Genomic DNA, 508 nt, shown 5'->3' on the forward strand with positions numbered 1-508 from the left:
AAAGGTGTAGGGTTTCATGTGCCCCAACCTAAGCTCCGTTTCAGCTTCGTTAGTCAAAAACTACGGTCTCGAACCGTTTAATACTTTTTATCGTATCTGCCCCATGGCGTTTCTTCTTATCTTAATCTTTATGTCAATGTAGATCATCGATCCCGATGATATCTTTTTTATCTATTCGTTTTTTAAAAGCTTTCTGCTTTGGTCTTTAAGCCCCTTTAGCTTAGTGGTGGAGAATAACGGTCCCGATAGCTATCGGAACGAACCGTTGACCGGTCGCCATTCTTCATGGTGGAGAATAACGGAGTCGAACCGTTGACCTCCTGCGTGCAAGGCAGGCGCTCTAGCCAGCTGAGCTAATCCCCCAGAGTATCAAGTCTGTTAGTCTCTAGTCCAAAGTCTTTAGTCTAATTGACTTACGACTTAAGACTCAAAACTGATGACTCTTTAATGGTAGTCCCGTCCAGATTTGAACTGGAGACCCCTACATTATCAGTGTAGTGCTCTAACC

At 43.9% G+C, this 508-nt stretch carries 1 tRNA gene; it reads right to left on the minus strand.

What is annotated here, in order from left to right:
• Window positions 1-286: 286 nt before the first annotated feature.
• Window positions 287-363: transfer RNA gene (locus tag SOM16_RS23045), tRNA-Ala, on the minus strand.
• Window positions 364-508 lie beyond the last annotated feature (145 nt).

The sequence above is a fragment of the Pedobacter sp. CFBP9032 genome, from assembly GCF_034045265.1.
In the GTDB taxonomy this organism is placed as follows: Bacteria; Bacteroidota; Bacteroidia; order Sphingobacteriales; family Sphingobacteriaceae; genus Pedobacter.